6 protein-coding genes and 6 pseudogenes are annotated in these 23,749 nt (G+C 76.8%); 7 read left to right on the top strand and 5 right to left on the bottom strand.

What is annotated here, in order from left to right; genetic code table 11:
- Nucleotides 1-54 precede the first annotated feature (54 nt).
- From ACZ5GH_RS38670 to ACZ5GH_RS38655, 4 genes are all read right to left on the bottom strand, one after another.
- The gene (locus tag ACZ5GH_RS38670; RefSeq protein WP_387758779.1) at nt 55-1,254 is read right to left on the bottom strand and encodes an aminotransferase class V-fold PLP-dependent enzyme; all 1,200 of its coding nucleotides are present in this window, start codon (nt 1,252-1,254) and stop codon (nt 55-57) included.
- Between the two features lie 12 nt (nt 1,255-1,266).
- Nucleotides 1,267-2,601 carry a pyridoxal-phosphate dependent enzyme gene (locus ACZ5GH_RS38665; RefSeq protein ID WP_464336977.1) on the bottom strand — a complete coding sequence of 445 codons (1,335 nt, stop codon included), beginning with the start codon at nt 2,599-2,601 and terminating at the stop codon, nt 1,267-1,269.
- On the bottom strand, nt 2,598-4,100 hold the full coding sequence (locus tag ACZ5GH_RS38660) for a Y4yA family PLP-dependent enzyme (protein ID WP_464336976.1): 1,503 nt from the start codon (nt 4,098-4,100) through the stop codon (nt 2,598-2,600). The genes ACZ5GH_RS38665 and ACZ5GH_RS38660 overlap by 4 nt, the downstream gene beginning before the upstream one ends.
- A gap of 158 nt (nt 4,101-4,258) precedes the next feature.
- Nucleotides 4,259-5,017: a class I SAM-dependent methyltransferase gene (locus ACZ5GH_RS38655; protein ID WP_387758784.1), complete on the bottom strand. Its 759-nt coding sequence runs from the start codon at nt 5,015-5,017 to the stop codon at nt 4,259-4,261.
- Between the two features lie 173 nt (nt 5,018-5,190).
- Between ACZ5GH_RS38655 and ACZ5GH_RS38650 the strand changes: the two are divergent.
- Both ACZ5GH_RS38650 and ACZ5GH_RS38645 read left to right on the top strand, forming a co-directional pair.
- A pseudogene (locus ACZ5GH_RS38650) lies at nt 5,191-5,376 on the top strand (universal stress protein); the annotation flags it as partial.
- A 64-nt stretch (nt 5,377-5,440) separates the two neighbouring features.
- A pseudogene (locus ACZ5GH_RS38645) lies at nt 5,441-5,554 on the top strand (universal stress protein); the annotation flags it as partial.
- 105 nt (nt 5,555-5,659) lie between these two features.
- Here the strand turns inward: ACZ5GH_RS38645 and ACZ5GH_RS38640 are convergent.
- Entirely contained in the window at nt 5,660-6,706 is a 1,047-nt protein-coding gene (locus tag ACZ5GH_RS38640) for a lactonase family protein (RefSeq protein WP_464336975.1), read from the bottom strand.
- A gap of 962 nt (nt 6,707-7,668) precedes the next feature.
- Here ACZ5GH_RS38640 and ACZ5GH_RS38635 point away from each other — a divergent pair.
- The 5 genes and pseudogenes from ACZ5GH_RS38635 to ACZ5GH_RS38615 form a co-directional block, all read left to right on the top strand.
- Nucleotides 7,669-9,036: a serine hydrolase domain-containing protein gene (locus ACZ5GH_RS38635; protein ID WP_387758790.1), complete on the top strand. Its 1,368-nt coding sequence runs from the start codon at nt 7,669-7,671 to the stop codon at nt 9,034-9,036.
- A gap of 207 nt (nt 9,037-9,243) precedes the next feature.
- Nucleotides 9,244-13,128, top strand: a pseudogene (locus ACZ5GH_RS38630) (amino acid adenylation domain-containing protein); the annotation flags it as partial.
- A pseudogene (locus ACZ5GH_RS38625) lies at nt 13,105-15,906 on the top strand (condensation domain-containing protein); the annotation flags it as partial. The pseudogenes ACZ5GH_RS38630 and ACZ5GH_RS38625, both read left to right, overlap by 24 nt.
- Before the next feature lie 132 nt (nt 15,907-16,038).
- A pseudogene (locus ACZ5GH_RS38620) lies at nt 16,039-17,412 on the top strand (amino acid adenylation domain-containing protein); the annotation flags it as partial.
- A pseudogene (locus ACZ5GH_RS38615) lies at nt 17,398-23,622 on the top strand (amino acid adenylation domain-containing protein); the annotation flags it as partial. The pseudogenes ACZ5GH_RS38620 and ACZ5GH_RS38615, both read left to right, overlap by 15 nt.
- Between the last annotated feature and the right edge of the window lie 127 nt (nt 23,623-23,749).

The raw sequence follows: 23,749 nt of genomic DNA, 5'->3' as shown, positions 1-23,749 counted from the left end.
GACGTGCCTCGCGGCCGGCGCGGTCACCGCCCGGCGGCCTCGTAGCCGGCGCGGTCACAGCCCGGCCAGGACGGCGAGCAGCCGGTCGACCTCCTCCGGGCTGTTGTAGACGTGCAGGCTCACCCGCACCGAGCTCTCGCTCTCCCCGGCCCGCCCCTGGCAGTGCCCGTCGGCCCGCACCATCAGGCCGTGGCTGGCCAGGACGAACCCCAGGTCGTTGGAGCCGATCCCGCGGTGCCGGAAGGTGACGATGCCCTCCCGCCGCTGGACCTCGGAGTCGGCGGCCAGGCTCCGTTGGCAGCCGAGGACCTCGTACGGGGCCAGCGTGCGCAGCCCCTCGGTGAGCCGGGCGGCCAGGGCGGTGTTCCAGAGCCGGACGCGCTCCGGCCCGGCGGCGTCGAGCCAGTCCAGGGCGGCCTCCAGGCTGGCGATCCCGCAGGTGTTGGGCGTCCCGGTCCAGCCGCCGGGGGTGAACTCCGGGCCCCGGGTGTTGCGGGCCCACACCGCGCCGGTGCCGGGCAGGGCCATCGCCTTGTGCCCGGAGAAGACCACGAAGTCGACGTCCAGGGTGCCGACGTCCACCGGCAGGTGGCCGACGCCCTGCGCGGCGTCCAGGCAGATCGGCACGTCGGGCCCGACCGCCGCCCGGATGCGGTGGACGTTCATGTCGCCGCCGTACACGTGGTGCACGTGGGTGGCGGCGACGAACGCGGTGCGCGGGGTGACGAGCCGGGCCAGCGCGCGGTGGTCGTAGTCGTGCGAGGCCGGGTCGTACGGCAGCTCGCGCACCGTGACGTGGACGCCCTGGCGGGCCAGCAGTCGCCGCGCCTCCAGCCAGGGCAGCGCGTTGGCCTGGTGGTCGGCGAACGGCACGAGGATCTCGTCGCCGTCCCGCAGGTGGCGGGGCAGCCAGTCCCGGGCCACCGTGCGCAGCCCCTCGGTGGCGCCGCTGACGAAGTGGACGCCGGAGCGCTCCTGCGGGTCCGGGTCGCCGAGGAAGCGGGCCACCCGGACGCGGGTGCGCTCGACCAGGGCGGTGGTGGCGTTGGCCCAGGTGTAGGTGCCGCGTCCGGCGTTGGCGTTGGCGGTGGTCAGGTAGCGCTGGACGGTGTCGAGCACCGCCCGGGGCTTCTGCGAGGTGGCCGCGCTGTCCAGGTACGCCTGGTCCGGGTTGCCGGTGATGATGGGGAACTGCGCCCGCAGCTCGCGGTGCCAGTCGCGGAGTCCGTCGAGGGCCCGGTCGGGGGTGGTCATGGCCGTCCCCGCTCAGTTCCGGACCAGTGGGGCGCCCGCGTCGCGCCAGGCGATGACGCCGCCGGTCAGGCTGCGGGCGTCCCGGTGGCCCATCCGGGTGAGCAGCGCGGCGTACCGGACGGACTTCTCGCCGACCGGGCAGGCCAGCAGCACCGGCTGGTGGGTGCCGAACGGCAGCCCGCCGTGCAGGAGTTCGTCGAAGACCTCGTCGACGATGTTGATCGAGCCCTCGATGTGCAGCGCCGCGTAGGCGTGGGGCCCGCGCAGGTCGACCACCAGCGGCCGCTCCTCGGCGATCCACTTGCGGGCGGCGTCGACCTCGACGGTCCGGGCGGCGGCCAGTTCGGCCGGGGTCACCGAACCCACCGAGTTCGGCCGGGCCGGCTGGTTGAACAGCTCGGGCCGCCGGTGGCGGATGTAGCTCAGGTAGCTCTCCACCCGGTCGCAGACGATGAAGACCGCCGTGTGCCGTTCGCCGGTCGCCCGTTCCGCCAACTCGGCGTCCACGGTGCGCAGGTGGCGCAGCGCGCCGTGGAAGGCGCCGCCGCCGGTCGGGCCGGCCGGCAGGCCGCAGCGGCGCACCAGGGTGAGCATGCCGTCGATGGCCTGGTCGGCGGTCACCGAGTCGATGGCGTCGTAGGTGGCGGGGTCGAACAGCCCGACCTCGTGGACCTCGTCGATGGTGCGGATGCCGGGGATGAAGTCGGACTTGTGGGCGACCAGTCCGAGCACGTCGACGGTCGGGTTGTGGGCGCGCAGCACGGCCGCCACGCCGGTGGACGAGCCGGCGGTGCCGACGCAGGCGACGAAGTGGTCCGGGGCGCGGCCGTCGAGGTCCCGGACGATCTCGGGGCCGGTGCCGGTGAGGTGGGCGTCGACGTTGAGCCGGCTGTAGTACTGGTCGGTGTGCAGGTAGCCGGAGTCGGCCTCGGAGAGCAGCCGGTGGATGCTGGTGAGCGGGTCGTCGGTGTCGGTCGGGTCGAGGCACTCGGTGCGGCCGGGCAGTTCCTCGATCTCGGCGCCCAGCAGCAGGAGCAGGTCCTTGATCTCGGGGACCCGCATCCGGTTGGTGACGCTCCTGAACGGCAGTCCGTGCAGGCCGGCGATCAGCGCGAGCGCCTTGGCGGTGTTGCCGCTGGACAGCTCCACGACGGTGTCGCCGCGCTCGACGGCCCCGGGGAGCGCCTCGCGGGTCATGTTCCAGGCGGCGCGGTCCTTGACGGAACCGAAGGGGTTGAGCATCTCCAGCTTGGCGTACAGGTCGATGTGCCGCAGGCCGGTGACCGCCGGGTCGATCCGGAGCAGCGGGGTGTTGCCGATCGCGTCGGTGATGCTGTCGTACCTCATGCCCGTCCGTCCCCCCGGTCTCCCGCGGCCGCCGTCGCGTCGACGGGCCAGTACTGCTCGTCCAGGCGCCACCGCCAGGCGCCGTCCTGCCGGTACGCGGCGACCTTGCGCGCCACGGGCTGGCGCAGCGCCCGGCCGGCGCTGAAGTCCATCAGGTAGCCCGCGGTGTTGGCGAAGGCGAGCAGGTCGCCGGGGGCGGGCAGGCGGGGCAGGAAGACCTTCCGGCGGGTGATCAGGTCGGTCTCCAGGCAGAGGTTGCCGATCAGGTACACCCCGACCGGGTCGTCCGGTGCGTCCGAGCCGACCGGGCCGTCCGGCGCACCGGGCCGGGGGACCAGCAGCGGGTCCATCAGCACCCCGTGCTCCTCCAGGCCCACGTCCCGGGCGTTCGCCTCCAGCCGGACCAGGCGCTCGCCGGCCGGGGTGTGCCGGACCTCCAGGACCCGGGCGAGCGTCGCCCCGCACTGGTCGGCCAGCGCCCGGCCGGGCTCCACCACCAGGTCGTACAGGTTCTCCAGCAGCAGGGTGCCGAGCGGCCGCCCGAGGGTGGGCGCCGGGTGGGAGAGCAGCTCGTCCAGGTAGGCCTCGGCGGCCACCGGGCGGTGCGCCGGGTAGAGGCCGAGGGCGCCGCGCAGCCGGCCGGACTCGGCGCGCAGCCCGTAGCCGTGGCCCTGCCAGGTGAGCGGGGGCCGCCGGCCCAGGACGGCGTCGGTCAGTTCGGTGGTGTACCGCTCCCACTGGGCCGCGTCGGCCAGGTAGTCGACTCCGAACCCGCCGCCGATGTCGACGGTGCGCGGCCGCAGGCCCCGGCGTCGGCACTCGTTCAGCACGGTGACGCAGGTCTCCAGGGCGACGGCCTTCTCGGCCACGCCGGTGGTGTCCAGGTGGTAGGCGACGCCGGTGGTCTCGACGGCGTCCCGGTGGCGTTCGAGGGCGTCGAGCAGGTCGTCGAGCTCGGCGGCGTCGGTGCCGAACCGGCTCGGCCGGGTGAGCACCGTGACCCCCGGCGCCCGGAAGCCGGACAGCCGCGGCAGGACGCGCACCGGTGGCAGGGCGTGCTTGCGCACCAGGTCGGCCAGGTCGTCGAGTTCGGCGCGGGAGTCCAGGTGGACGGTGACGCCGGTGCGGGCCGCCAGCCAGAGGTACTCGCGGTTCTTCGGGCCGGTGGCGATGATCCGGTCGGGCGGGCAGCCGGCCCCGAGCACGTGCTGGAGTTCGGCGAGCGAGGCGACGTCCATCCCGGCGTCGGTGGCGGCGAGCCGGCGGACGAGGGCGCTGGAGCGGTTCGCCTTGTGGGCGAAGTGGATCCGGCCGGTGAGGCGGTGCTTGCGGTAGACGGCCTGGAAGCGCGCCAGGTTCTCCGCGATCTGCTCGGGCAGGAGCAGGTTGAGCGGGGAGCCCAGCGCGTCGGTGAGGGTGTGCAGGAGGTCGCGTTCCTCCAGGAGGGAGCGGAGCGGAGTCTCCAGCCGTGGTTCGAGATACAGCGGTAGGGGCCGCATGCGAAACCAGCTCTCCATGAGAAGTCGGCATGAGGGGGGGCCGAGCCGAGGGAAACGGTAACCGTTTCCCCGGGTGATCGACAGGGCGCTTCTGTCACACCATCGCAACGACTGTGCCGATCGGGAATCCCGCGCTCCGGACGTGTTCTGACGGATCGTCAGCGAAGGGCGACCAGGACGGAGCTGGTGCCGTACTGCCACACCGGGCCGGCCTGGCGGAAGCCGGCCTCGCGCAGCAGTTCGCCGTGCCGGGCCGCCGAGAGGCCGTTGCCGGGGCCGTCGGTCGGGGGCAGCTGGCGCTCGCGGGCCGTCAGCAGGTCGGCGAACTCGGGGACCCGGCCGGCCGCGGCCCACCACTGGGACCAGTCCTCGGCGGCGGCGGTGCCCCGGCGCTGGGCGCGGCGCCGGCCGATCGCCAGGGCGAGTTCGGCGAGCGGCCGGTCGTCGGGGATGAGGTGGTCGCCGTTGACCAGGACGCCGCCGGGCCGCAGCAGGCCGGCGAGGTCGCGGTAGATCCCGAGCAGCGCGTCCGGCGGAGGGTAGTGCAGCGCCGTGGTGGACATCACGGCGTCCAGCGGGCGGTCGAGTTCGAGCGCCTCGACCCAGCCCGGGCGGCCGATCAGGGTCTCCACCCAGCGGGCGATCCGGGGGTGCCGGGCGCGGCCGAGGGCGAGCAGCAGCGGGTCGATGTCGACCGCGAGGATCTCGGCGTGCGGCAGCCGGGCCGCGACGCGCGCGGACAGCGAGCCGGGGCCGCTGCCGAGGTCCGCGACGAGCGGGCGCTCGCGGTGGCCGACGGTCTGCTCCAGTACGTCGGCGATGACGGTGAACCGCTCCTCGCGCTCCACCGCGTACCGCTCCTGCTGGCGCTCCCAGCGGTCCACCCAGGCGCCGGCCAGGGCGGCGTCCACTCGCATCCCGACTCCCGCGGTGTCCCGTGCGCGTTCGAGGCTCGACTTCCCGCCAGTGTTTGTCATGTCCATCCAGCTCTGCAACCGGTTCGGCGTGAGGTTCCCGCGAAACTTTTCCAGCGAAACGATATCCGTTTTCATCTGAAGCTTTCCACCGGGCCCCGCCCGAGCGCCGGATCGTGGTCGGGGCGGACGGTTCGGAGTCGTCCGGACGGGCGCTGCGCCGGGCCGTGCGCCGGGCGGAGCCCACCGGCGGCGCGCTGGTGGCGGTGATCGCCCGGGAGTACCCGACCTGCCACGGCGCGCGCGGCTGGTTCCCTCCGGCGGGCACCGACGAGGCGGCGCCGGAGTCCCGGGCGCGGCAGGAGGTCGCCAGGGCCGTCGAACGGGCCGTCGAGCGGGCCGACCGGGGAGGACCCGCCGGTCGAGGTGCGCACCGAGGTGCGCTACGGCACCCGGGCGGGCGCGCTGGTCGAGGCGTCCAGGGGAGCGGACCTGCCGGTGGTCGGCGGCCGCGGCCTCGGGGGCTGCGCGGGGACGCTGCTGGGCCCGGTGGCCCAGCACTGCACCTGGCACACGACCGTCCCGGTCGTGGTGGTTCCGCGGTGGGGAGTGAGCGGCCGGCCGTCGCCGGGCCGGCCGCGGCCGTCAGACGAAGACGACGCTGGACGCCGCCGGGACGGCCACCGAGCCCGCCCGGCGGGGCACGCCCGTGACGGGGTCCACGTCGAACCAGGTGACGTCGCCGGAGTGCTCGTTCGCCGCGTACAGGCGGGTGCCGGACGGGCCCAGCACCAGGTCGCGCGGCCAGCGGCCGCCGCAGGGCACCGAGGCGACCACGTGCGCCCGCTCGCCCGTCCCGTCGAGGGCGAGCACCACGACGGTGTCGGTGCCGCGCTCCGCCGCCCACAGGAACCGGCCGTCGGGGGAGACCACCGGGGCCGACGGCGAGACCGGCCCTTCGACGCCGTCCGGGAACAGCGGGGCCTCCCCGACGATGTCCAGCGCCCCGGCCGCCGCGTCCCAGCGGCAGACCGTCACGACGGGGCGCAACTCGCCGAGCACGTACGCGTGCCGGCCGGAGGGGTGGAAGGCCAGGTGCCGCGGCCCGGTGCCGGGCGGCAGCGCGGTCTCGGCGTGCACCGCCAGCTCCCCGGTCGCCGGGTCCAGGGCGCAGACCCGCACCGAGTCGGTGCCGAGGTCGACGCTGAGCACCCAGCGCCCCGACGGGTCGGGGAGCACCTGGTGGGCGTGCGGGGCGAGTTGGCGGTCCGGGTGCGGCCCGTTGCCCCGGTGGCGCAGGACGGCGCTCGGGGGCCGCGGGGTGCCGTCGGCGGCGAGCGGCAGCACGCTGACGCTGCCGGAGCCGTAGTTGGCGGTCAGCAGGTGGCCCCGGGCGAGGCTCAGATGGGTCGGGTGGTCGCCGTCCACCGGCACGGGGGCGCCCAGCGGGCGGGGGACCGGCCCGGCGAGGTCGTGGGCGGTGACGGCGCCGGGCTCCGTCTCGGACACGGCGTAGAGCACCGGGGCGCCCGCCACCTGCCCGACGGTGAGGTAGGAGGGGTCGACGGCGTCCACGGCGCCGGTCACGGTCAGGGCCCCGGTGCCGGGATCCAGCGAGGCCAGCACGATCCCGCGCCCGCCCGTCGAGGTGAACGACCCGATGAAGGCCCGCTCCACGCCCCTGTCCACCACAGCAACCTCCGCCGTCCGCCGTTGCGTTCGGACCCTAGCAGGTGCCCGTGGGGCCGGTCGGACCGCACGGACGCCGTACCGGCCCCCGGCGTGCTCGTCGACGCGGCCCCGGAGCTGTTGTCGGGCCGGGGCGGTCCCACTCGCGGCCCATCCGACCGATTCCGTCGCGTTCCGGCACAGCCGTCCCAGTCGTCACAGCAGCCCGGGAAATCACTCGGATATTTCCGCGAATAGTTGTTCGAGTGGATGGTGAGGTCTGAACCCCATATTTTCGGCCAAAGAATTCGCACTCGGCATCGGGTTGTTCCGGGTGTGGCCGGGAGGCAACCAGGGATTTTGTGGTTCCGATTCCCGGTGGAGCCGCTTTCCGTTCAATCGGAAGGGGTTGCGAGCGACTGGGCCGCCGTGAAGACTGTTGCGCGTTCGTCGTCCGGACGTTCGGGACGGCAAGGATTCCGCGACTCCCCGGCCGTGTCGGCGCGTTCCGCGCGACGGTTGCGGGGGCGGATCGCCAATAAGGGGGATGGACATGCCGGATACGGGTAATGGGCAGGTGGCGGCCGGGAGAGCGGCCGGTCGGCGGGGCACGGGTTTCTGTCCGAGCGTTCCGGCGGGGTAAGGGTATTCGGCCGTTCCCGGTTCACCGGGCGCCGTTGCGCGGCCCGCCGTTCATCGGGCCGCGGGGAATTCCGGTCGCATTCGCACCGTCCGGCCCCGGACGCGCCGGGGCGGCCGCGGAACGGCTCCGCGTGGGCGGGTCGGATGCCCGGGGATTCCCGTTCCCGGGCCGCCCGGCCGCCGTCGCCGACCGGTCCCGCGCCGATTCCGCCTCGTTCCCGCACGTCCTGAAGCGGGCGGTGCCGAGGGCCGGGAATTCCCCGCCGTGCCGTGACCCGATCCGCGATTCCGTGCGGGCGCCCGGCGCGCCCGCACCCGAGAACCAGTCGACGGGAGCTTCCGCCATGCCGTACGCCAGTCCGGCGCCCACCCGCGAGCGGGCGCCGCTCCTCCCGCGCCGCGAACTGCGGCACCGCCTCGACGTCCTCGCCCGCGCCCACCGGGTGCCCGGAGCCCAACTGGCGCTGGACACCGGCTCGGAGGCCGTCGTCCTGCACACCGGGGTGGCCGACACCGGTACCGGGGCGCCCTTCACCGGGGACACCGCCGTCCCGGTGGGATCGCTCACCAAGCCCTACACGGCGGCCCTGGTGATGCTGCTCGCCGACGACGGCGACCTCGATCTGGACGAACCGGCCGCCGAGCATCTCCCGGAGCTCCGGCAACTGCCCGCAGTAACGATTCGTCACCTGCTGGGCCACACCGGCGGACTGCCCACCGGACCGGACTCCGACGCCGCCGCCCGCACCACCGCGACGCGCTACCTGTCCGCCGTGTGCACCGCCCGGGACGCGCTGTTCCCGCCCGGGACGGACTTCTCCTACTCCAACGCCGGCTACGTCGCCGCCGGGCGCCTGGTCGAGACGGTGACCGGGATGCCCTGGCACGAGGCGGTGCGCGCCCTGCTGCTCGAACCCCTCGGCACCGGACCGGTGTTCGTCGACACGGCCGCCCCCGGCCGGCCGGTCGCCGCCGGGCACGCGCTCAACGCGGCGACCGGCCGGGCCCGGGCCGTCCGGCAGAACCTGGCCCCGCTGGAGGCCCCGGCCGGGGCCCTGCTGGCGAGCGCCGCGGACCTCGCCGCGCTCGGCGCCGCCCTGGTCGGCCGGGCCGAGGCGCTGCCCCCGGAGGTCGCCGAGCGGATGCGCCGCCCGCAGCCCGGCGCCCGGCCCGGAACGCTCGCGGACGGCTGGGGCGCCGGGGTCGCGCTCTACCGGCAGGACGGGCGGCTGTGGTGCGGCCACGACGGCAACGCCATGGGCACCTCCTGCCACCTGCGGGCCGACCCGGACAGCGGCGTGGTGGTCGCCTTCACCGGCAACGCCGGCGCCGCCACCGCCCTCTGGCGCGAACTCGCGGCCGAACTGGACGAGTTGGCCGGGATCCGGGTGCCCGCGGCGATCCCGCCGGTCGGTGCCGGCGGTCCCGTGCCGCTCGCCGGGCCCGCGACCCTCGCCGAGTGCGCGGGCGACTACCGCAACGGCGCGGTCCGCTACCGGGTCGAGTGGGCCGGCGACGGACCGGCCACCCTCGCGGTGGACGGCGACCTGCCGATACCGCTGCGCTGCCACGCCGACCTCCGCTACGACCTGATCGCCCCGGACACCGGCCGGCCCGAGCCCGGCGGCCGCTTCCACCGGGACCCGGCCACCGGCCGGATCGACCGGGTGCAGGTCTCCGGACGCACCGCCCGCCGGACCGCCGCCGGCTGAGCCGGCCGGCCCGCCGCCGCAGAACCGCCACCGCACCGCCTCGCACCACCGCCGCAGACCCGCCACCGCACCGCCTCGCACCACCGCCGCAGAGCCGCCACCGCACCCACCCCGCACCGCCGCCACCGCACCGTTCCCGGGCCCGAGGGCCGGCTACCGCCTGCCCCGGTGCCCGCGTCGTCGCCCCCCTCGGAAGGACCTTCCGCCATGGCCGACCGGCCTGCCCAGCCCGTGCGTCCGTCCGCTCCGCCGCAGGCCGGCGGCACCCCCGCGACCCCGGGGGACGGCGCCCCCCGGACCCTCGACGCGCTGTTCGCCGACCAGGTGGCGCGCACCCCGCACGCGCCCGCGCTGACCGACGGCCGGCGGAGCTGGACCTACCGCGAACTGGCGGAACGCGTCGAGCGGCTGGCCCGCGACCTGCACCGGCGCGGCGCCGGACCGGAACGGACGGTGGCCCTGGTGCTGCCGCGCTCCATGGAGCTGATCGCCGCCGAACTGGCCGCCGCTCGCGCCGGCGCCGCCTTCCTGCCCGTCGACCCGGCCTACCCCGCCGAGCGCCGGGCGCTGATGCTCGCCGACGCCGCCCCCGCGATCGTGCTGGACGACCCGGCCGCGGTCCGCGAGGTCCTGGAGACGCCGGAGACGCCCCCGGCGGGTGAGCCGCACGCCCCGGCCACGGCCGGCACCGACCACCCCGCGTACCTGATCTACACCTCCGGCTCCACCGGCACCCCCAAGGGCGTGGTCGTCACCCACCGCGGGATCGCCGGCTTCACCGCGGCCGCCGTCGAGAACTACGCGGTGGGCCCCGGCGACCGGGTGCTCCAGTTCTCCTCGCCCAGCTTCGACGCCTCCGTGCTGGAGCTGTTCGTCTCCGTCCTCATCGGCGCCACCCTGGTGATCCCCCCGGATGGCCCCTGGCTGAGCGAGGAACTCGCCGCCGTCCTGGACGAGCACCGGATCACCCACGCCCTGATCCCGCCCGCCGCCCTGGCCACCGTCCCCGCCGGAGCCGGCCGCCACCTGCGCACCCTGATCGTCGGCGCCGAGGCCTGCCCCGCCGAACTGGTCGACCGCTGGGCGCCCGGCCGGCGCATGGTCAACTCCTACGGCCCGACCGAGGCCACCATCGTCGCCACCTGGACCGGCCCGCTCACCGCCGGCACCGGTTCGCCCACCATCGGCGGCGCCCTGCCGCACGCCCGGGCGTACGTGCTCGACGAGGCCATGCGGCCCCTGCCGCCCGGCGCCGACGGCGAGCTGTTCCTCGGCGGCGAGGGCGTCGCCCGCGGCTACCTGGCCCGCCCCGGCCTGACCGCCGCCCGCTTCGTCGCCGACCCCTTCGGCCCGCCCGGCGCCCGGCTCTACCGCACCGGCGACCGGGCCCGCCGGAACGCCGACGGGGAGCTGGAGTTCCTCGGCCGGCTCGACCGGCAGGTCAAGGTCCGCGGCTTCCGGATCGAGCCCGGCGAGATCGAGGCCGCGCTGCGCGCCCACCCCGCCGTCGACCAGGCCGTCGTGGTGGTCCGCGAGGACGAACCCGGCCACCCCCGGCTGGTCGGCTACGCCACCCCCGCCGACCCGGAGCGCGCCCCCGACCCGGCCGAACTGCGCACCGCCCTGGCCGCCGCGCTGCCCGCCCACCTGGTGCCCGCCGCCGTCGTCGTGCTGGCCGCGTTCCCGCTCACCCCGCAGCTCAAGATCGACCAGCGGGCGCTGCCCGCACCCGCCCGCCGGGCCGGCACCGGACGGCTCGCCCCGCGCACCGAACGGGAACGCGCCCTGGCCGCCGTCTGGGCCGAGGTCCTCGGCCTCGACGCGGTCGGCGCCGAAGACGACTTCTTCGACCTCGGCGGCGACTCGATCCTCGCCGCCCGCACCCTGACCCGGACCGCCGAGCGGCTGGGCGTCCGGCTCACCCTGCGGGACGTCTTCACCGCCCGCACCGTCGCCGCCCTCGCCCCGCTGCTCGACCGGCCGGCCGCCGCCGCACCGGCCGGGCCGATCCCGCCCGCCCCGCCCGGCGAGCCGCTGCCGCTGTCCAGCGCCCAGCGCCGGCTCTGGTTCCTGGACGACCTCACCCCCGGCGGCACCGGGAACAACACCGGCGTCGCCCTGCGGCTGCACGGCCCCCTCGACCAGGACGCCCTCGGCCGGGCCCTGCGCCGGCTCACCGCCCGGCACGACTCGCTGCGCACCACCGTCGTCACCCTCGACGGGCAACTGGTGCAGCGCGTCGCCGACCAGGCGGAGCTGCCGCTGCGCACCGAGGACCTCGAAGCCCGGCCCGCCGGGGAGCGCGCCGCGGCCGCCGAACGGCTGCTGGCCGAGGAACTGGAGCGGCCGTACGACCTGACCCGGGGCCCGCTCGCCCGGGTGCTGCTGGTCCGGCTCGCCGCCGACGAGCACCTGCTGCTGCTGGCCCAGCACCACATCGTCACCGACGGCTGGTCGGTGGGCGTGCTCACCCGCGAACTGGCCGCCCTCTATCGGGCGGAGGCCACCGGCGAGCCGGACGGCCTGCCCGCCCCCGCCCTCCAGTACCCCGACTTCGCGCACTGGGAGCAGCACCACCGCACCGACCACGCGGCGGACCTCGCCTACTGGAAGCGCGCCCTGGCGGACCTGCCGACCCTGCGGCTGCCCACCGACCGCCCCCGGCCCGACCGGCGCACCGGCAACGGCGCGGCGCACCGCCACCACCTCCCGGCCGACCTGGCCGACCGGCTGCGCCACCTCGCCGCCGGCCGCGGCACCACCGTGTTCACCCTGTTCGCCGGCGCCTGCGCGCTGCTGCTCTCCCGCCACACCGGCCAGCGGGACGTCGCCTTCGGCACCGTCACCAACGGACGGGACCGCCGCGAACTGGAGGAGGTGACCGGCTTCTTCGTCAACACCGTGGTGCTGCGCGGCGACGTGGACGAGCGGGCCACCGTGGACAGCTTCGTGGAGGGCATGCGCACAACCCTGCTGGACGCCTTCGCCCACGCCGGGGTGCCCTTCGACCGGGTGGTCGAGGAGCTGGCACCGCCGCGCGACCCCAGCCGGACCCCGCTGGTCCAGGTCGTGGTCGTCCAGCAGACCTCCGCCGCCCCGGCGCCCACCGGGGGCCTGCGGTTCACCGACCACCCGCTGCCGCGCGCCGCCGCCCGCTTCGACCTGGTGCTGGAGTTCGCCCCGGACCAGGCCGGCGGCTGGGTGCTGACGGTGGAGTACAACACCGACCTGTTCGACCGGCGGACCGCGGCCGCCCTGGCGCGCCACCTCCACCGCCTGCTGGCCGGGATGGCGGACGGGCCGCAGCGCACCCTCGCCGAACTGCCGATGATCCCGGGCGATGAGCAGCGCGCGCTGCTGGACGCCGGGCGCACGCCCGTACCGCCCGAGGGCGCCGCCCGGCCCGGGTGGACCCGCGGCTACGTCCTCGACCGCGGGTTGCGCCCCCAACCCGACGGCGTCCCCGGCGAGCTGTACCTCGCCGGCGGCCTCCCCCCGCAGCCGGGGGAGAGCGCCGAGCGGTTCGTCGCCGACCCGTACGGCGCGCCGGGGGAGCAGCTGTACCGCACCGGCGAGCTGGTCCGGTGGACCGCCGACGGCGAGCTGGAGCACCTGGGCCGGGTCGAGCAGTGGGCCCGGCCCCGCCACCAGGAGACCGACCCCGAGGAGGTCGCCGAGGCGCTGCGGCGCTGCCCGGGCGTGGCCGAGGCGGCCGCCGTCCTCACCGAGGGCACCCGGCGGCTGGTCGGCTACGCGGTGCCCGTCCCCGGCGGCCGGATCGACCCCGAGGCGGTGCGCCGCACCCTCGCCCTCACCCTGCCCGACCGCCTGGTCCCCGCCGTCGTGGTGCCGCTGCCCGCCCTGCCGCTCGACCCCGACGGCACGCTCGACCGCGACCGGCTGCCCGACCCCGGCCCGGCCGCGCCCGCCGTCCGCCACGTCGCCCCCCGCACCCCCGCCGAACGCGCGCTGGCCGGCATCTGGGCCGAGGTGCTGCGGCTGGACCGGGTCGGCGCCGACGACAACTTCTTCGACCTCGGCGGCGACTCCATCCTCGGCATCCAGGTAGTGGCCCGCTCCCGGCAGGCCGGGCTGGCGGTCACCTCCCGCGACCTCTACCGCCACCAGACGGTCGCCGCGCTGGCCCGCGCCGCGGAGGACGCCGAGGCCCCGGCCGCGCCCGCGCCGGTGGCCGCCACCGGGCAGGCCGTGCCGACCCCGATCCAGCGCTGGTGGCTCGGCCGGGCCGGCGCCCGAGCCGGCCACTTCGGCCAGGCGCTCTCCCTGCTGCTGCCCGGCGACCTGGACCGGGCGGCCCTGGAGGAGGCCCTGAACGACCTGGTCGCCCACCACGACGCGCTGCGCTCCGCCTTCACCACCCCGGACGGAACCGGGGCCGTGCACTGGCGGATCCAGGAGCCGACGCGCCGGATCACCCTTGCCCGGCACACCGGCCCGGACGACGACACCCCGCACTTCGGCCCGTACGACCTGGTCGGCGGCGCGCCGCTGCTGCGCGCCGTGCTGCACGAGCGCGCCGGGGGCCGGCCCCCGGTCCTGCACCTGGCCGTGCACCACCTGGTGGTCGACGGCGTCTCCTGGCGGGTGCTGCTGGAGGACCTCGACACCGCCTACCGCGCCCGCCGAGAGGGCCGGGACGGCGCGCGGGCCCTGCCGGCGAAGTCCTCGCCGCTGCGCCAGTGGGCCGAGCGGCTGAGCGCCTTCGCGGCCGAGGGCGGCTTCGAGGACGAGTGCGGGTACTGGGCGCGGGCGGTCCCCCCGCGGAGCGCCCCCGAGGCCTTCCCCGCCGAACTCGACGGCCCCGACACCTACGCCTCCGAACGCTCCGTCACCGTCCGGCTGAGCCCCGCCGACACCGCCGCCCTGCTGCGCACCCTGCCCGACACCTACCGCACCCAGGCCAACGACGTGCTGCTGAGCGCGCTCGGCCGGGCGCTGTGCGGGGCGAGCGGGCTGGAGCAGGTCGTGGTGGACGTCGAGGGCCACGGGCGCGAGGAGCTGTTCCCCGAGCTGGACCTCGGCCGTACGGTCGGCTGGTTCACCACCCGCCACCCCGTCGCCCTGGCCGTCCCCGCCGGAGCCGACTGGGACACCGTCCTCAAGCAGGTCAAGGAGCGGCTGCGCGCCGTCCCCCGGCGCGGCCTCGGCTTCGAGGCGCTGCGCCACCTCGGGCGCCCCGGCACCGCGCCCGACGTGCCGGCCGCCCGGATCGGCTTCAACTACCTCGGCCGCATCGCCTTGCCGGACGACCCGGACGGGCTGTTCCGCGGCACCTTCCGGCCGCTGGAGCTGGACGCCGACCCGGCCGTCGAACGCCCCCACCCGCTGGAGGTGGTCGGCCGCCTCGACGGCGACGCGCTGGAGTTCACCTGGTTCCACTCCGCCGCCGTCCACCGCCGCGCGACCGTCGAGGCGCTGGCCCGGCGTTTCGCCGAGGAGCTGGCCGACCTCGCCCGCCACGCGGCCCGGCCCGGCTCGGCCGGGCGTACCCCGTCCGACTTCCCGCTGGCCCGGCTCGACCAGGCGGCGGTGGACCGGATCACCGGCGCCGACCCGGGCGCGGTCGAGGACGTCCTGCCGCTCACCCCGACCCAGTCCGGCATGCTCTTCCACGGCCTCGCCGAGGAGGACAGCGGCGCCTACTTCCAGCAGCTGGACTTCGTCCTGGACGGGGTGCCCGACCCGGCGCGGCTCGCCGAGGCCTGGCAGTGGGTCACCGACCGCACCGCGGTGCTGCGCGCCCACGTCCGCTGGCAGGAGGTGCCCGAGCCGCTGCTGGTGGTGCACCGCCGGGTGGCGGTGCCGGTCACCCACCTGGACTGGCGCGAGCTGCCCGAGCGGGAGCGCCGGGACCGGCTGGCCGAGCTGCTGGACCGCGACCGGGCCCGCGGCCTCGACCTCGGGCGGGCCCCGCTCCAGCGGCTGCTGCTGATCCGCCTCCCGGAGGACCGCGTGCGGGTGCTCTGGTCCTTCCACCACCTGGTCCTGGACGGCTGGAGCCTGTTCCAGGTGCTCTCGGACGTCTTCGCGGCGCACGCCGCCCTGGCCCGCCCGGGAGCGGACGGCGACGTCCCGTACGGCACCGTGCCGGAGCGCCGGCCCTACCGCGACTACCTGGCCTGGCTGGCCGGGCGCGACCACGCGGAGGCCGAACGGCACTGGCGCGACCGCCTCGCCGGGCTGGCCGAGGCGACGCCGCTGCCGTACGACCGCGAGCCGGTGCAGAGCCACCGCGCGGAGTCCACCCGGGCCGTGCCGTTCGCCCTGCCCGCCGCCGCGACCAGGGCGCTGGAGGACCTGGCACGCGGCTCCGGGCTGACCCTCAACACCCTGGTGCAGGGCGCCTGGGCGGTGCTGCTGGGCCGCCAGGCCGGGCGCGCCGACGTCGTCTTCGGCACCACCTCCTCCGGGCGGCCGCCGGAGCTGCCCGGCGTCGAGACGATGACCGGCCTGTTCATCACCACCCTGCCGACCCGCACCACGGTGCCCGCCGACGGCACCCTGCTCGACTGGCTCCGGGCCCTGCAGCGGGAGCAGAGCGAGGACCGGAGGCACGGCTTCGTCCCGCTCACCCGGCTGCGGGCCGGCACCGGACTGCCCGAGCAGACCGCCCTGTTCGACAGCCTGGTGGTCTTCGAGAACTACCCGGTCGACGAGGACGCGGCCGACGCCCACGGCCTGCGGCTGCGCGAACTGGACGGCATCGAGACCACCAACTACCCGCTCGCCCTGCTGGCCTACCCGGGCCCGGAGCTGTCCCTGCGGCTCTGCTACGACCCCCGGCTGTTCGACGAGTCCACGGTGCGGAGGCTGGCCGGGCAGCTCACCGCCGCGCTGACCGCGCTGCCCGAGGGGGCCCACCGGCCGCCCGCGCGGCTGCCGCTGCTGACCGCCGAGGAGCGCCGGCGCGTCCTGGTCGACTGGAACGCCACCGCCACCGGGGAACCCGCCGCCGACATCGCCGAACTGTTCGCCGCGCAGGTGCTCCGCACCCCCGAAGCGGTCGCCCTGGAAACCGCCGAGGAACGCCTGACCTATCGCGAACTCGACGCCCGCGCCGCTGAGTTGGCCGGACGGCTGACCGCGCGGGGAGTCCGGGTGGAGCAGCCGGTCGGGGTGCTGGCGGAGCGCTCCGTCGAGCTGGTCGTCGCCCAGCTGGCGCTGGTCCGCACCGGCGGGGTCCACGTGCCGCTGGACGGCCGGGCGCCGCGCGAGCGGTTGCACCGGATGCTGGCCGAGGCCGGCGCCGAACTGCTGCTCACCGACGCCCACCGGGCCGGGCAGGCCCTCGAACTGCTCCCCGCCGAGCGGGTGCTGCGGGTGGACCGGCCCGACGGCGCCGCGCCGGCGGCGGCCCCGGCGGCCGTCCACCCCGACAACGTCCAGTACCTGATGTTCACCTCGGGCTCCACCGGCACCCCCAAGGGCGTCGCGGTGCGCCGCCGGGACGTCGCGGCGCTCGCCCTGGACCGCGCCTTCACCGGCCACGACCGGGTGCTGGTGCACTCCCCGCACGCCTTCGACGCCGCCACCTACGAGCTGTGGGTGCCGCTGCTGCGCGGCGGCACCGCCGTCCTCGCCCCGCCGCACGACCTGGACGCCGCCGCCGTCCGGCACGCCGTTGCCGAGCAGGGCGTGCGCTGCCTGTGGCTGACCGCCGGCCTGTTCCGGCTGCTCGCCCAGGAGGACCCGGGCTGCCTGCGCGGCGCCCGCGAGGTGTGGACCGGCGGCGAGGCGGTGCCCGCCGCCGCCGTCCGCAGGGTCCTGGCGGCCTGCCCCGGCCTCACCGTGGTCGACGGCTACGGACCGACCGAGACCACCACCTTCGCCACCCGCCGGGCCTTCCGGGCCGGCGACGAGCTGCCCGCCGCCCTGCCGATCGGCCGCCCGCTGGACAACACCCGGGTGTACGTCCTGGACGGCGCGCTCCAACCGCAACCCCCGGGCGTCACGGGGGAGTTGTACATCGCCGGAGCCGGCCTCGCGCGCGGCTACGCGGGCCGCCCCGGTGAGACCGCCGCCCGCTACCTCGCCGACCCGTTCGGCCCGCCCGGCGAGCGGATGTACCGCACCGGCGACACCGTCCGGTGGAGCGAGGACGGCGAACTGCACTTCGTCGGCCGCGCGGACGACCAGATCAAGATCCGCGGCTTCCGGATCGAACCCGCCGAGATCGAGGCCCGGCTCACCGCCCACCCGGCCGTCGCCGAGGCCGTGGTCTCGCTGCACCAGGACGGCGGGCGCAAGCGCCTCGCCGCCCACCTGGTGCCGGCCGAGGGCGCCGAACCCCCGGGAGCCGCCGAACTGCGCGCCCACCTGGCCGCCGACCTGCCCGACTACATGCTGCCCGCGGCCTTCGTCACGCTGCCCGGACTCCCGCTCACCGCCAACGGCAAGGTGGACCGCCGGCGACTGCCCGCCCCCGACTGGTCGGCGGGCGGCGACCGCCCCCACCGCGCCCCCGGCACCGCCCGCGAGCGGCTGCTCGCCGGGATCTGGGCGGAGCTGCTCGGGGTCGAACGCGTCGGCCTGGACGACGACTTCTTCCTGCTCGGCGGCGACTCCATCCTGAGTATCCAGGTCGTCTCCCGGGCCCGCGCCGCCGGACTCGCGCTCTCCCCGCGCGACCTGTTCCGGCACCCCACCGTCGCCGCCCTGGCCGCGGCGGCCGGCAGCGCCGTCGCCGTCGCCGGGACCGGACCGGTCAGCGGCGAGGTCGGCCTGACACCGATCCAGCACTGGTTCCTCGACCCGAACCCGCCGTCCGCCGGGCACTTCGACCAGTCCCTGGTGGTGGAGGCCCCCGCCGGGGTCGACCCGCGGGCCCTGCGCCGCGCGCTGGCCGCCCTGTGGGCCCACCACGACGCGCTGCGCTCCCGCTTCGTCCGGGCCGAGGACGGCGGTTGGCGCCAGCACTGCGCCCCCGCCGAGGAGGCGGCCCCCGAGCTGCTGGAGGTCCACGACGCCGCCGACGAGGCCGCCGTGACCGGGGCCGCCCACGCCTCCTTCCGACTGGACGGCGGCCCGCTGCTCACCGCCCGGCTGTTCACCGCCGCCGACGGCACCCGGCCCGACCGGCTGCTGCTGGCCGTCCACCACCTGGTGGTCGACGGCGTCTCCTGGCGGGTGCTGCTGGAGGACCTGGAGACCGCCTACCGGCAGGCCGTCGAGGGCCGTCCGCTGCGGCTGCCCGCCCGCACCAGCTCGGTGCGGGAGTGGACCCGCCGGCTGGCCGAGCACACCGCGGCCGGCGGCTTCGCCGGGCAGCGCGCCCACTGGGCCGCCGCCGCCCGGGCCTGCGCCCGGCCGCTGCCGGTGGACGGCGACGGCGGCAACACCGCCGCCGACCTGCGCGAGGTGACCGTCCGGCTGGACCGCGAACGCACCGACGCCCTGCTGCGCGAGGTCCCCGGGGTCTACCGCACCCGGATCGACGACGTGCTGCTCACCGCCCTCGGCCGGGTGCTCGCCGAGTGGACCGGGCACGCCACCGTCGCCGTCGGCCTGGAGGGCCACGGCCGCGAGGACCGGCTGTTCGACGGCCTCGACCTGTCCCGTACGGTCGGCTGGTTCACCTCGCTGTACCCCGTCGCCCTCGACGTCCCGGCGGGGGACTGGGGCACCGCCCTGAAGGCCGTCAAGGAGCAGCTGCGGGCGGTGCCCGACCGCGGCCTCGGGTACGGCGCGCTGCGCCACCTCGCCCGGGACGAGGCGCTCGCCGACGCGCCCGCCCCCGGCATCAGCTTCAACTACCTGGGCCGCTTCGACTGGTCCGCCGACGGCGCCGCCCTGGTCCGCGCAGTCCCCGGCGGCCTCGGCGGCGCGCAGGCCCCCGGCGCCGAGCGCCCCCACCTGCTGGACGTGGTCGCCCGGGTCGAGGACGGCCGGCTGGAGATCGGCTGGTACTACAGCGCGGGCCGGCACCGTCCGGACACCGTCGAGGGGCTGGCGCGGGCCGTGCTGCGCGCGCTGGAGGAGATCGTCGCGCACTGTGCCGAGCCCGGCGCCGGCGGCCGCACCCCCTCCGACTTCCCGCTCGCCCGCCTGGACCAGGCGGCGGTGGACCGGATCGCCGGGGACGGCCGGTCGGTCGCCGACGTCCTCCCGCTCACGCCGATGCAGGCCGGGATGCTCTTCCACAGCCTGCTCGACCCGGACGGCGACACCTACGTCAACCAGGTCCAGCTGGTGCTGACCGGCGTCACCGACCCGCACGCGCTGGCCGAGGCCTGGCAGCAGACCGCCGACGCCAACGCGATCCTGCGCACCCGGCTCAGCTGGCAGGACGGCGCCGAACCGCTCCAGGTCGTCCAGCACCGGGCCGCCGTCCCGGTGACCCACCACGACTGGACCGGCCGCCCCGCCGGGCAGGTCGAGCGGGACACCGCCCGGCTGCTCGCCGAGGACCGGGCCGCCGGGATCGACCTCGGCGCCGCGCCGCTGCTGCGGCTGGCCCTGATCCGGCTGGCGCCGGGCCGGGTACGGGTGGTGTGGACCTTCCACCACGTGCTGCTCGACGGCTGGAGCGCCGCCCAGGTCTTCGACGAGGTCTGCGAGCGCTACGCCGCGCTGACCGCCGGCCGCCGCCCCGCCCCGGCCGAGCGGGCCCCCTACGCCGACTACCTGCGCTGGCTGGCCGGCCAGGACCGGGCGGGTGTCGAACGGTACTGGCGGGACGTCCTGGCCGGCTTCCCCGCCCCCACCGAACTGCCCCGGGACCGCCGCCCGGCCGGCGCCCACCGCGCCTCCTCCTCGGCCTCGGTACGGGTCGCCCTCGGCCCCGAGCTGTCCGAGCGGTTGCGCGGCACCGCCCGGCAGGCCGGGCTGACCGTCAACACCGTGCTCCAGGGCGCCTGGGCGCTGCTGCTCTCCCGCTACGGCGGCGGTGACGACGTGGTGTTCGGCACCATCGTCTCCGGCCGGCCCGCCGAACTCCCCGGCGTCACCTCGATGGTGGGCCTGTTCATCAACGCCCTGCCGACCCGGGTGCGGATCGACGCCCGGCGCCCGCTGCTGGAGTGGCTGCGGGAGGTGCAGGACCACCAGTCCGAGGCCCGGCGGCACGACGCCGTCTCGCTGGCCCAGCTCCAGGGCTGGAGCGAACTGCCCGGCGGCACCGCCCTGTTCGACAGCATCGTGGTCTTCGAGAACTACCCCTTCGACGCCCGGTCGCCGGCCCGGCACGGCCTGGGCGTGGAGACCGAGCACGTCCTGGAGCCGACCAGCTACCCGCTCAGCGTGGTGGTGGCGCCCGGCGAGTCCATCGAGATCGGCCTGGACCACGACCCGGCCGCCTTCGACACCGCCACCGTCGAAGGGCTCGGGGCGAGCCTGCGCACCCTGCTCGCCGGGATGGCGGCCGGCCTCGACCGGCCGGCGGGCGAACTGCCGCTGCTGGACCCGGCCGAGGGGCGCGCCCTGCTGGAGCGCCTCGGCGGGGCGGTGCGCCCGGCGCCCCGGGACACCCTGCCGGCGGCCTTCGCCCGGCAGGCCGCCCGCACCCCCGACGCCCCGGCGGTCCGCTCCGGCGGCGAACAGCTGACCTACCGGGAACTGGACGAGCGCTCCAACCGGCTGGCCCGGCTGCTGATCGAGGCCGGGGCCGGCCCCGAGCGGTTCGTCGCCCTCGCGCTGCCCCGCACCGTCGAACTGGCCGTGGCACTGCTCGCCGTGCTCAAGAGCGGCGCCGGCTACCTGCCGGTCGACCCCGGGTACCCGGCCGAGCGGATCGCCTACCTCTTCGAGGACGTCCGGCCCGACGCCGTGGTCACCCGCGCGGCGACCGCGGAGCGGCTGCCCGACGGCCCGTCCACCCGCATCGTGCTGGACGACCCGGCCTGCCGGGAACGGCTGGCCGCCGCCCGCGCGGACGCCGTGACCGACCGGGAGCGGCACGGCGCCCTGCGGCCGGAGCACCCGGCGTACGTCATCCACACCTCGGGCTCCACCGGCCGGCCCAAGGGCGTGGTGGTCGCCCACGCCTCGGTGCTCGCCCTGACCGACTGGGCCGCCGCCGAGTTCGCCGGCCGGGGCCTGGAGCACGTGCTCGCCGCCACCTCGCTCAACTTCGACGTCTCGGTGTTCGAGATCTTCGCGCCGCTGCTGTCCGGCGGCCGCGTGGAACTCCTGCGCGACCTGCTCGCCCTGGCCGAGCACCCCGCCGGCGCCGGGCCGGAGCCGGGCCCCCGGCGGGCCGGCCTGCTCAGCGCGGTGCCCTCGGCGCTCGGCGGACTGCTCGCCGACGGCACCGTCCACCTCGGCGCCGACACCGTGGTGCTGGCCGGCGAGGGACTGCCCGCCCGCACCGTGCGCGTGGTCCGCGAGGCCGTCCCCGGCTGCCGGGTGCTGAACGTCTACGGCCCCACCGAGGCCACCGTGTACGCCACCGCCCACCTCTGCGACCCCGCCGACCCGGACCGCGACCCGCCCATCGGCCGACCGGTCGGCGGCGCCCGGGCCTACGTCCTGGACGAGCGGCTGCGCCCGGTGCCCGTCGGCGCGCCCGGCGAGCTGTACCTGGCCGGCACCGGCGTGGCGCGCGGCTACCTGCGCCGCCCCGGGCTGACCGCCGGGCGCTTCCTGTCCGACCCGTACGGCCCGCCCGGCAGCCGGATGTACCGCACCGGCGACCGGGTGCGCTGGAGCGCCGACGGCGGGCTCGACTACCTCGGCCGCGCCGACGACCAGGTCAAGGTGCGCGGCTTCCGGATCGAACTCGGCGAGGTCGAGGCCGCGCTGGCCCGCCACCCCCGGGTGTCGGCGGCGGCCGCCCGGGTGGTCGACCAGGACGGCCACCGGCGGCTGGTGGGCTACGCGGTGCCCCGCGACGGCGCCGCCCTGCCCGACCCGGCCGAGTGGCGCGCCTTCCTCGGCCGCACCCTCCCCGACCACCTGGTGCCCGCCCTGGTGGTGCCGCTGGAGCGGCTGCCGCTCGGCGCCACCGGCAAACTGGACCGGCGCGCCCTGCCCGTCCCCGCCCCCGCCGCCGGGGGCACCGGCGGCGAGCGGCCGCCGGGCACCGACACCGAGCGGGCCCTCGCGGCGATCTGGCGCGAGGTGCTCGGCGTGCCCGACGTCCACGCGGACGACAACTACTTCGCCCTCGGCGGGGACTCGATCCTCGGCATCCAGGTCGTCTCCGCGGCCCGCCGGGCCGGCCTCGCGCTGACCCCCCGGCACCTGTTCGCCCACCAGACCCTGGCCGAACTCGCGGCCGCCGCCGAGCGCTCCCCGCTCCCGGGCACCGCCGCCGAACAAGGCGCCGTCACCGGCGAGGCCCCGCTCACCCCCGTCCAGCACTGGCTGCTGGACACCCTCGACGGCGACCCGGCCCGGCTCACCCAGTCCGTCTCCTTCACCCTCGCCCCCGGCACCGACGAGGGCACCCTGCGGGCCGCACTGACGGCCGTCCTGGACCACCACGACGCGCTGCGGATGCGCTACGAACCGCTCGCCGACGGCCGGTGGCGCCAGTACGGCACCGAACCCGGCCAGGCCCCCGAACTGCACGTCCACGAGGCGGCCGCGGGCGAGGCGCGGGAGACCGTCCTGCACGACCTCGCCGAGCGGCTCGCCGAGGGCTTCGACCTGGCCGCCGGACCGCTGCTGCGGGCCGCGCTCTGCCGCTTCGCCGGCGACTCCCGCCCGGTGCTGCTGCTGGCCGCCCACCACCTGGTGGTGGACGCGGTGTCCTGGCGGATCCTGCTGGAGGACCTGGAACGCGCCCACCGCGCGCTGGCCGCCGGCGAGCGGCCCGACCTGGGCGCCAAGAGCACCTCCTTCCGGGCCTGGGCCGAACGGCTCGCCGAGCACACCGCGGCCGGCCGCTTCGACGCCGAACTCCCGTACTGGCAGGGCCTGGTGGACGACGACCTGCCGATCGACCTGGACGGCGCCAACACCGCCGACACCGAGGAGTCGCTGACCGTCGCGCTGGGCGCCGAGGACACCCGCCGGCTGCTCCAGGACGTCCCGGACGCCTACCGCACCCGGGTCAACGACGTCCTGCTCTGCGCCCTCGGCCGGGTGCTGACCCGCTGGACCGGACGGCGCCGGGTACTGGTCGCCCTGGAGGGCCACGGCCGCGAGGACCTCTTCGACGGCCTCGACCTGTCCCGCACCGTCGGCTGGTTCACCGCCATGTTCCCCGTCGCCCTGGAGGTGCCCCGGGCTGCGGGCACCGGCACCGCCCTGAAGGCCGTCAAGGAGGCGCTGCGCGCCGTCCCGGGCGGCGGCCTCGGCCACGGCGCCCTGCGCCACCTCCGGCCGGTCCCGGGGCTGGACCTGCCGCGGATCGGCTTCAACTACCTGGGCCGTCAGGACCGCGGCGCCGCCCCCGGCAGCCTGCTGCTCGCCCCGGCCGGCCCGCTCACCGGCGGGATGGACCGCACCGCCCGCCGCCCCCACCTGCTGGACGTGCTCGGGCAGGTCGCCGACGGCCGGCTCTCCTTCACCTGGTCCTACTCCCGCGCGGTGCACCACCGCCGGACGGTCGCCCGGCTCGCCGCCGAACTCCGGGACGAACTGCGGGAGATCGTCCGCCACTGCGCCGAACCCGGCGCCGGCGGGCGCACCCCCTCCGACTTCCCGCTCGCCGGGCTCGACCAGGCCGCCGTCGACCGGCTGGCCGGCACCGGACGGGAGGTGACGGAGATCCAGCCGCTCACCCCCACCCAGACCGGCATGGTGGTGC

The sequence above is a fragment of the Kitasatospora sp. Xyl93 genome (genome assembly GCF_055383135.1).
The sequence above is the reverse complement of the archived record's forward strand: the minus strand, read 5'-3'. Positions and strand labels throughout refer to the sequence as shown.

Excerpts from the sequence above, each read along its gene's own strand:
- ACZ5GH_RS38670 (WP_387758779.1), bottom strand. The coding sequence starts at position 1,254 with ATGACCACCCCCGACCGGGCCCTCGACGGACTCCGCGACTGGCACCGC.
- ACZ5GH_RS38665 (WP_464336977.1), bottom strand. The coding sequence starts at position 2,601 with ATGAGGTACGACAGCATCACCGACGCGATCGGCAACACCCCGCTGCTC.
- ACZ5GH_RS38660 (WP_464336976.1), bottom strand. The coding sequence starts at position 4,100 with ATGCGGCCCCTACCGCTGTATCTCGAACCACGGCTGGAGACTCCGCTC.
- ACZ5GH_RS38655 (WP_387758784.1), bottom strand. The coding sequence starts at position 5,017 with ATGCGAGTGGACGCCGCCCTGGCCGGCGCCTGGGTGGACCGCTGGGAG.
- ACZ5GH_RS38635 (WP_387758790.1), top strand. The coding sequence starts at position 7,669 with ATGCCGTACGCCAGTCCGGCGCCCACCCGCGAGCGGGCGCCGCTCCTC.